At 58.2% G+C, this 8,729-nt stretch carries 7 protein-coding genes and 1 tRNA gene; 4 read left to right on the top strand and 4 right to left on the bottom strand.

Going from position 1 to position 8,729, the window contains the following annotated elements; translation table 11 throughout:
• From H6B10_RS10060 to H6B10_RS10050, 3 genes are all read right to left on the bottom strand, one after another.
• The coding region (locus H6B10_RS10060; protein ID WP_243427343.1) for a hypothetical protein at positions 1-503 on the bottom strand (503 nt) is incomplete at its 3' end.
• 267 nt (positions 504-770) lie between these two features.
• Positions 771-3,119 (bottom strand): hypothetical protein, encoded by a 2,349-nt coding sequence (locus tag H6B10_RS10055; RefSeq protein ID WP_204651482.1) that lies wholly within the window; start codon positions 3,117-3,119, stop codon positions 771-773.
• A 21-nt stretch (positions 3,120-3,140) separates the two neighbouring features.
• Positions 3,141-4,901, bottom strand: coding sequence for a hypothetical protein (locus tag H6B10_RS10050; protein WP_204651481.1), 1,761 nt, complete (start codon positions 4,899-4,901; stop codon positions 3,141-3,143).
• Between the two features lie 262 nt (positions 4,902-5,163).
• Between H6B10_RS10050 and H6B10_RS10045 the strand changes: the two genes are divergently transcribed.
• On the top strand, positions 5,164-6,510 hold the full coding sequence (locus H6B10_RS10045) for an HlyC/CorC family transporter (protein ID WP_204651480.1): 1,347 nt from the start codon (positions 5,164-5,166) through the stop codon (positions 6,508-6,510).
• Between the two features lie 150 nt (positions 6,511-6,660).
• On the opposite strand, the gene H6B10_RS10040 is transcribed toward H6B10_RS10045, so the two are convergent.
• Positions 6,661-6,736, bottom strand: a tRNA-Val gene (locus tag H6B10_RS10040).
• Between the two features lie 203 nt (positions 6,737-6,939).
• On the opposite strand from H6B10_RS10040, the gene ruvC reads away from it, so the two are divergent.
• From ruvC to ruvB, 3 genes are all read left to right on the top strand, one after another.
• Positions 6,940-7,437: a crossover junction endodeoxyribonuclease RuvC gene (gene ruvC / locus H6B10_RS10035; RefSeq protein ID WP_204651479.1), complete on the top strand. Its 498-nt coding sequence runs from the start codon at positions 6,940-6,942 to the stop codon at positions 7,435-7,437.
• 34 nt (positions 7,438-7,471) lie between these two features.
• A complete protein-coding gene (gene ruvA / locus H6B10_RS10030) occupies positions 7,472-8,077 on the top strand; it encodes a Holliday junction branch migration protein RuvA (RefSeq protein ID WP_204651478.1) in 606 nt (201 codons plus the stop codon).
• Between the two features lie 18 nt (positions 8,078-8,095).
• On the top strand, positions 8,096-8,729 hold a 634-nt coding region (gene ruvB, locus H6B10_RS10025), incomplete at its 3' end, for a Holliday junction branch migration DNA helicase RuvB (RefSeq protein WP_204651477.1).

The following is an 8,729-nucleotide window of genomic DNA, read 5'->3' as shown; positions in this document are numbered from 1 at the left end:
GCAGCGGCCGGACGCATCCAGCGGCGGCGCGGGGCGTCAAAGCAGCTGCAGCGATAGTACGCCAGCATCAAGGTTGCCGAGTTGAACACATGGATGGAAGGGCATACGTTGGTAGGGGTATCGCTGCGATAAAGTGCCCGAACGGCCTGGGCAAAAATATCGGTACCGGGAACACTGCGGGGACGCAGGGACAGGCCGTTGGGAACGATCAGATAGAACAGCAGCGACAAGGTCATGCCGGCAAACAACGGCAGGCAGACACGCCAGAAGTCGGCGCGCGGCGCCCGCCACAGTATGTAGAACAGCGTGAAGGGAATCCACGCAAACCACATATAATAAGGCACGATCGCATATTTGCAGAAGGGAATCAGGTCATCCAGGCGGCAGTGTACCCATAAATCCGGCACCAGAATGCTTTTTTCCAAAAAGGCAAAGCAGGCCAGATAAAATACAAGGTACAGCGCCATAAAACCAATGGGGTGACGTGCACACCAATTACGCATAGGAAACTCCTTTTCGGGTAAATTCAAAACATACCTATGGCGATGCTATTATACGCCGGAAACCACACCGAAAGCAAGCGGAAAAGGCGACAAGAAATCCCAAACAGTTGCAGGGGAATTTGTACGCTTTGGCGGTGCTATGTAATAAAGTGGATTTCTATTTACTATAACGACGCAAGGTGCAAAGAATTTGCACTTTTTGTAAATTTTTTTTGAAAAGAAAAACAGGAGTTTCCCGCTGAAAAAAATGCAGGCAGAAAAGCTGTATCAGGTGGACGGCGGGCAAGTACGGCGACGCACTTTGCGGCGCCGGTACAGAAGATAAGCCACTGTACCCACCAAACAGACCAGAGAAAGCAATTCACAGCCGCGCCACCAGGTGGGGGAACGCCAGGCAATCACAATGGTGCCGTGATATCCTGCGGGAATTTGCAGTACGATGCGGGCGTTTTCGCCGCTGGTCATGGCAAAGGGGGCGCCGTCCGCTTCGTTCACGGCGGTGTAGTGACCATAGTTGAAGACCGGCACCGAAATATCCGTGTCGCCGCCGTTGTTCTCCAGGGTCAGGTAGGCGACGCCGTTCCGCTTTTCGTAGCTGGTCAGCGTCAGTTCCTCACTGCCCGGTTTGGGTTGTGCCCAGATGGTTTCGTAAATGCTGCAACCGTCGATCATATATTCACCCAGCCCCACATCGCGGGTGTCGTCGCGGCTGATGGTATAGCTGCTCTGTTCATTGCAGGTCAGCAGCTGCATCTGGAATACACTGGTCGCCGCAACAAGGGAAACCGCCACAGCCAGCACGGCACCACGGAACAGCGAAGGATGGCGCCGCTGTACAAGCTGCAGAGCCCACAGGGTAGCTGCTGTAAACAGCAGGGTGGCAAAGGCCAGGAACCGCCAGGGGTACTGGAAGGTACAGGCTGCTTTGGCGGCGGCGCTGCCCAGCCAGCTTTCCAAAAAGTCCCAGGGGAAGATCTGCAGCGTCAGCACCACGGCCAGAATCCCCAGTCCCGTTACAGTACGCAGCGCCGGGCGGGGGGACCATTCCTCACGGCGGGCCAGACAATAAAGGGCCAACGCCAGCCCCAGCAACAGCGGCAGGCCCAGGGTCAGGCTCATGTCGGTGGAAGTTCCCACCGAAGTGCCGCCGAAGCCGGAACCGAAGGGGTTCAGCAGCTGGAGAAGGTACAGTCCTTCCCGCTGCGGTTTGCCCACCGAGGGATTGTTGACCTGCAGATCCACCGACAATGTGGTGGAAATAAACGGCAGAAGGAACCAGGCGCTGAGCCCCAGGGCCAGCAGCGCGGCCTTGCACCAGGCCAGCAGCCGGGCTGGCTGCAAGGTGCGGCGCAGGTGCAGCAGGCAGAAAATCAGCAGGAAAACCGCGGTCAGTTCGGTGGAGATCAGGTGGCACTGCACCAGTGCCGCCATGCCCAGCGCCAGGGGCGCCCATTGGGCAAAGCGGGGCTTGTCGCAGTGGTAGATCTCCCATACGCCCAGCAGTACCAGGGGCAAAAAGCTCATGGCAGTGTATTCGCCCACGGCAGCGCGGAAGTACACACAAACCAGTCGATAAGTGGAAAGGGTGTACAGGGCGGCACCCAGCAGCCCCCAGCGCCGACGGCTGGTCATCCGGGCAAAACACAGATAACTGAATCCGCAGGCAGCCAAAGTGACGGCGAACACATAGATCTGGTAGCAGGTTCGCAGCGGCAGCCAGGCGTTGTACAGCAGGGCGGGCAGGGTAAGGAACAGTTCGCAGTAACACAAGGGGTTGATATAACCGTACCCGTTCAGGGAGGTGGTGGCAATGCGAACAGGGAACTGCCCGTAGGAAAGTTCCTCTGCCATGGCGGTGATCCGTTGCAGGTGATAGCGCAGATCGTGGCCAAAATACAGCTGGTCACTGAACAGCGGCAGGCAGGCAACCAGTGTGATTCCTGCGATGGCCAGTGGCAGGGCCAGAGATTTGCGGCGTGCAGCCCCCCGGGCCCCTGCACAGGCAAAGAACAGCCAGCCGAGAAAATCCGCCACAGCAAAGAATACGGCAAAGCAAACCAGACGGGTCAGGCGGTAGATGGGCTGTTCGGTCAGGGTGAGGGAATACAGATAAAGCTGCCCGCCATTGTAGGTCAAAGTGGCGGTCAGATCCTCCAGCCGGGCACCGGAACTCACCCACAGGCGGGTGGAAACGGTGCGGTGGCCGTCGTCCAGGGTAAGCGGGTCCATCTGAACGGCAGAGGGGACTTTCTCGGAGGAAAAGGTCAGGGTGCCGGCGCTTTGCAGTACGCTGAAGGTGGGGGCGTCGGGGGTTTCGCAGGAAAAATAGGAAATCGTCAACTCGTAGGCGCCGGAAGGGAGCGCACAGCCCCGGGACGAAAAGGTGATCTCATCCTCGGTATGGAACGAACCGTCGTTGTAGATCTGCAGCGCGCTGCCATCTTCCTTTACGGCGGCAATGTCGGAAAAATCGTTGTCGAAATCCGAGGGGGTCAGGGTAAGGGTATAGGGGGCGCCGAACAATCCGGCAACCAGCGCAAGCAGTACCGCCAGTTCCGCGGCCAGCAGGGCGGTGAAGCCCTTGTTCCGGCGCATCCATTGCAGAATATTTTGCATCGTTTATCCTCTTTTCCGGAATCAGCCGTCCCAGATCATGACTTTGGCGTTCAGGATGGAACTGTCCTCCACCGTGGCGATGTAGTCCCCCTTGGCGTTGCGCGGGGTCTGGTCACAGTCCAGCAGGCAGATGGCCCGGGCTTCTTCGCTGCCGTCCGGCAGGCGCACGGTGTATTTGATCACGGCGTTGTCCGGCACCAGGGCTCCCTGCACATACACCTGCAGGGTGTCCAGCAGTTCAGCATTTTCGTCTTGGGCACGGCCGCACCAGGCCAGATCATAGCCGCCGTAATCGCGGTAGGTCTGGTAGGCAAATACACTGCCCTTCAGGTCTTCGGGAATCACATCGGCACCCACCAGCTGGGCGTGCAGTTCCCGGCCGGCAAACCGGCTGAAGAACATGGATTCGGCGGCGGTATCACCACCCCAAACATTTTCGTTGCATAGCAGCAGGTCGTCCGCGGTTACCGTATCGGCCAGCCCGGCTTCAATGGTATCCACAAAGAAGTAATAGTTGTCCAGATTCTTGGCATGGTGGTTGCGCAGGCAGGCGCGGGTATAGGCGCCGTTGGCACAAATGCCCACCGCCACCAGCGCCGCCAGCGCCAGGCGCAGCAGTACGCCGGGCCAGCGGGGCAGGCGTGCCAGACAACCGGCCAGCAGTACAATCAGGCAGGCCAGTACAAGGGCAAACCCTACCGAACTGGCCGCCGCGGGAATGTACCCCCATTTCCAGGTGATGGCCTCGGGCTGCTGGTAACGCTCGGAACAGGCCAGCAGCAAGGCGGGGCCGGCCCACAGCGCCAGACCAAGGCCGGCCATGGCGGCAGGTACCCGGGCGGGCACCTTGCGCAGCGGTACCACAAAGCACAGCACCAGCCCGGCAACAATGCCCAGCAGCAGCGGCCAGAGCTTGTCGCCGTTGGTGATCACGCCGGGGTCTTCACCCAGCATCATGGGATTGAAAAAGGGAATGGAAGCAGCCATTTGCTGTACCGTGACCCGGGCAATTTCCGGCAGATTCACAGCCAGTGCGTTGCCGGTGGAACCGGAGCCGCGGGAGGATGCCAGGTGAAACGCCAGTGCCACGGCGGTGCCGCCAAGGACCGGAGCACAGCGCAGCAAGGCTTTTTTCACGCTGTGGGAGAGCACCAGAAAAACACCTGCAACAATCACGGTGTACATATAGCCGATCTCATAAGTGCCGCAGGAGATAAAAGCCAGTACGGCGGCACCAACGCCCCAACGGCGGCGGCCGGTATCCTGCAGGTGAAGCAGGCACAGCCAGGCGGCCATGGCCCAGAACAGGGCTTTCTGGGGGACGGCATAGTAACTGTACATGCCCTCGTTAAAAATGGGAGCCAGGGCCAGAGCCAGCGTAAAGCCGCCCAGCGCCAGTCCTTCGCTGCCGCTCAACCGGGCAATGACCCGGCCGGTGAGGAACGCAGCGGCAGCGGTCACCCCAATGATGTACAGCCGGTAACTGGTCAGCGAGCCAAAGAACAGCAGGGAAATGGCGGAAGGGTAGTGGAACGGGAAAAAGCGGACTTCTTCCAGCAGAAAATACCCCAGCCGCTGCCGCAGGTCCTGCAGCAGATACTGCCAGAAGGGCATACGCTGAAAATCGTACATCCAGGCATTCAAAGTCAGTTTGTCGTCGCCCTCCGGCGGGACGCTGATGGTAACGCGCAGATACATCACCGCAAAGGCCAGTACCAACAGGTAACCGGCTGCCAGCAGCAGCCGGCGATGCCGGCGGCAGACTTGGGAGATTGAATTCATCAGGGGGCCTCCTTGCCACAGATTCAAACCAGAATTACCTTATTATAACACGGGCCAACAGGCTTCGCAATCGCAACGGGCTTGTACAGCCCGGCGGGGAAAGAACCGAAAAACGGCGCTTTTTTGGCACAATTGCGCGGGATAAGGCCGATACCTTGCGTTTTGGGGCAAAGTATGGTATCATTCATTACAATATGCGTTCACTGCACCTTGCGGGAATGCATAAAAATACAATATAGAATATGGAGTTGGTTGTTCTCCCATGGACGATGGCAGTATATTTATGATCGTGGCACTGGTCATTCTGGTGCTCTTGTCGGCTTTCTTTTCTTCTTCCGAAACAGCGTACTCTTCGCTGAATCTGATCCGACTGCGCAGCCGCGCAGATGCCGGTGACCGTCAGGCCGCCAAAGTGCTGTCACTGGCCGAGCAGTACGACAGTCTGCTCAGCACCATTCTCATCGGCAACAACATCGTGAACATCGGCGCATCTTCTATTGGTACGGTGCTGTTCACCAAGGTGCTGGGCGGTGCGTATGGCCCTACGGTTTCCACCATCGTATTGACACTGGTGGTGTTGACCTTCGGCGAGATCACCCCCAAGAGCATGGCGAAGGAGATGCCGGAATCGCTGGCGTTGAGTTTTGCGCCGGCATTGAGTGTACTGGTCACGATCTTCACGCCGCTGAACTGGGTGTTCGGCCAATGGAAAAACTTCCTGGCCAAGCGCTTTTACACCGGCGACCGCGATACCATCACCGAAGGTGAGCTTGTGACGATGGTCAGTGAAGCCGAAAAAGACGGCGAACTGACCGACCGGGAAAGTGAACTGATCCGCAGCGCCATCGAGTTTGATGACGTGGAAGCACAGGACGTGCTGACCCCCCGCGTGGACGTGGTGGCTGTGGAGGACGACACCCCGATGGAAGAAGTGGTGGATATGTTCGCCGAGAGCGGCTATTCCCGCCTTCCGGTTTACCACGAAACCATCGACAACATTATCGGCGTTGTGCATGAGAAGGACTGCTTTGCCGCCATGCGCAAGGGCGATGTGAAGGACATCAAGCTGGAAAGCCTGGTTTCGCCCACGCTGTATACCACCAGCGCCACCCAGATCTCCACGCTGCTGCTGACCCTGCGGGAAAGCAAGCATCACATGGCGGTCGTGGTGGATGAATACGGCGGAACGGCCGGTATCATCACATTGGAGGACATCCTGGAAGAGCTGGTCGGCGAAATCTGGGACGAGCACGACGATGTGGTGGAGGAGATCCATCAGCAGAGCGACGGCAGCTGGCTGGTATCCGGTGCTGCCGGTGTGGATGATGTGGCCGAGGAACTTTCCATCAAAGATAAAGAGGAAATCGACGCCATTGCCATCAGCGGTCTGGTACAGGAAAAACTGGGCCGCCTGCCCAAGGTGGGGGATCACTTCGCCTGGGGCGACTGCGATGGTACGGTGACACGTGTAAGTCATCGCCGCGTACAGGAAGTACGCTTGACCCGCCGCCCGCCGGAGGAAAAAGAACACCACCGCAAAGGTGAACGCCGGGACCATCGGGACCGGGATAAAGAGCGGGAAAACCGCCGCAATCAGGAAAATCGATAACGAAAACCGGGTGTGCAGAAATTTCTGCGCACCCGGTTTGTTTATCTCGCTATGAGGCAGGGCCGGAACGCTTATGGTTGTATTTCGCGGGTTCCGGCAAAAGGGAAAAAACAAAAAACCACATTTCAGATACCTGAAATGTGGTTTTCCTGGTGGACGGTACAGGACTCGAACCTGTGACCTCCTGCACGTCAAGCAGATGCTCTACCAGCTGAGCTAACCGTCCATATTTGTGCCGCGCTTCTTGCGACGCCTGTAATCATACCAAATCCAAAAGAAAAAATCAAGCCCTTTTTTCAAAAAAAATAAATTTTTTTTGAAAAATACAGGGCTTCGTGGTTTTTGAACTGTGAAAAGGAAAAATGCCCTGTGGACGGTTTATAAAAATTGTGGTATACTATATCGGTTACTGTGGGGAGGTGTAAGGAGTTGCGGGTATTGGGCATTGACCCCGGCTATGCCATTGTGGGCTGGGGCGTTGTGGAATATGTGGGCAACCGGTTTGCCCCCATCGGCTACGGCGCCGTCCTGACCGAGAAGGACACGCCGTTTGAACAGCGTCTGGCCGAGATCTACGATTCGGTGCTTGATATCTGCCGCCGGTACCAGCCGGAAGCACTCTCCATCGAAAAATTATACTATCAGCATAACCAGACTACGGTCATCGGCGTGGCGGAAGCCCGCGGCGTGATCCTGCTGGCTGCCGCCAAGTGCGGTGTGCCCATCTACGAATACACTCCCATGCAGGTCAAACAGGCCATCACAGGTTACGGAAAAGCGGTCAAAAAGCAGATCCAGGAGATGACCCGTATGATGCTGCATCTGGAAACCATCCCCAAACCGGACGATACGGCCGATGCGCTGGGCATGGCCATTGCCCACTGCCATTGCAGCCGCAGCCGCCTGATGGGGACGCAGCCGCGCTGAGCGGTGAACCGGACTGAATGCGAGGAATACGACCATGATTTATTGCCTGACCGGCAAAATTTTGAAAAAGACACTGGATTCCGCTGTGATCAGCTGCGGCGGAGTCGGATATGCTGTCCAGATCCCGGCCACCACCGGCGAGGCGCTGCCCGCACCGGGGCAGGAGGGGACGGTGTATACCGTGATGAACGTCAGTGAGAACGATGTTTCACTCTATGGTTTTGCCACCGAGGAACAGCGGGATTGCTTCAAGATGCTTACCGCCGTATCCGGTGTGGGGCCCAAGGCGGGCCTGGCGATCCTTTCGGTCATGAGTCCCGAAAAGGTGGCGCTGGCGGCATCCTCCGGCGACCACAAGGCATTTACCAAAGCCTCCGGTGTGGGGCCCAAGCTGGCCCAGCGCATCACCCTGGAACTGAAAGACAAGGTGGGCAAGGGTCTGGCCGAAGGAACCGGCTTTGCCGGCGGGGATCTTGCGTCCCCGGCCCCCAGTTCCGCGCCCGCCCAGGCGGTGGCGGCACTGGTCAGCCTTGGCTATACGCCGTCCGACGCGGCGGCTGCCGTAGCCCGGGTAGACGAAACACTGCCCGTACAGGATATCATCAAGGTGGCGCTGCGCAGTCTGTCGCGCGCACGGTAAGGAGGGGGAAAGACAGCTATGAATCAGGAATATACCGTTGATCCCAGCCGTCTGGTCAGCCCCGACGCGCTGCCCGCCGATGCCGAAGAAATCAGCCTGCGCCCCAAAACGCTGGATGATTATGTGGGCCAGGAAAAAGCCAAAGGCAACCTGCGGGTGTATCTGCGCGCGGCACAGCAGCGCGGGGAACCCATGGACCATATTCTGCTTTACGGCCCTCCCGGTCTGGGCAAAACCACGCTGGCGGGCATTGTTGCCCAGGAGATGGGGGTTCAGATCCGCATTACCTCGGGCCCTGCCATTGAAAAGCCCGGGGATCTGGCGGCACTGCTGACCAACCTGCAGGAAGGCGACGTCCTTTTTATCGATGAGATTCATCGCTTATCCCGTCAGGTGGAGGAAGTACTTTACCCGGCGCTGGAAGACTACGCGCTGGACATCATGATCGGCAAGGGGCCCAGTGCCCAGAGCATCCGGATCAATCTGCCGCGGTTCACGCTGATCGGCGCCACCACCCGTGCGGGGCAGCTGACCGGACCGCTGCGGGACCGTTTCGGCATCCTGCTCAAACTGGAACCTTACAGCCCCAAGGAACTGGGGCAGATCATTACCCGCAGCGCCGGTATACTGGGCATTCCCATTACGGAGGAAG

This window comes from Gemmiger formicilis, assembly GCF_016901605.1.
Taxonomy (GTDB): domain Bacteria; phylum Bacillota; class Clostridia; order Oscillospirales; family Ruminococcaceae; genus Gemmiger; species Gemmiger formicilis_B.
Note: the sequence above shows the minus strand (reverse complement) of the source record. Positions and strands in the feature narration are given on the sequence as shown.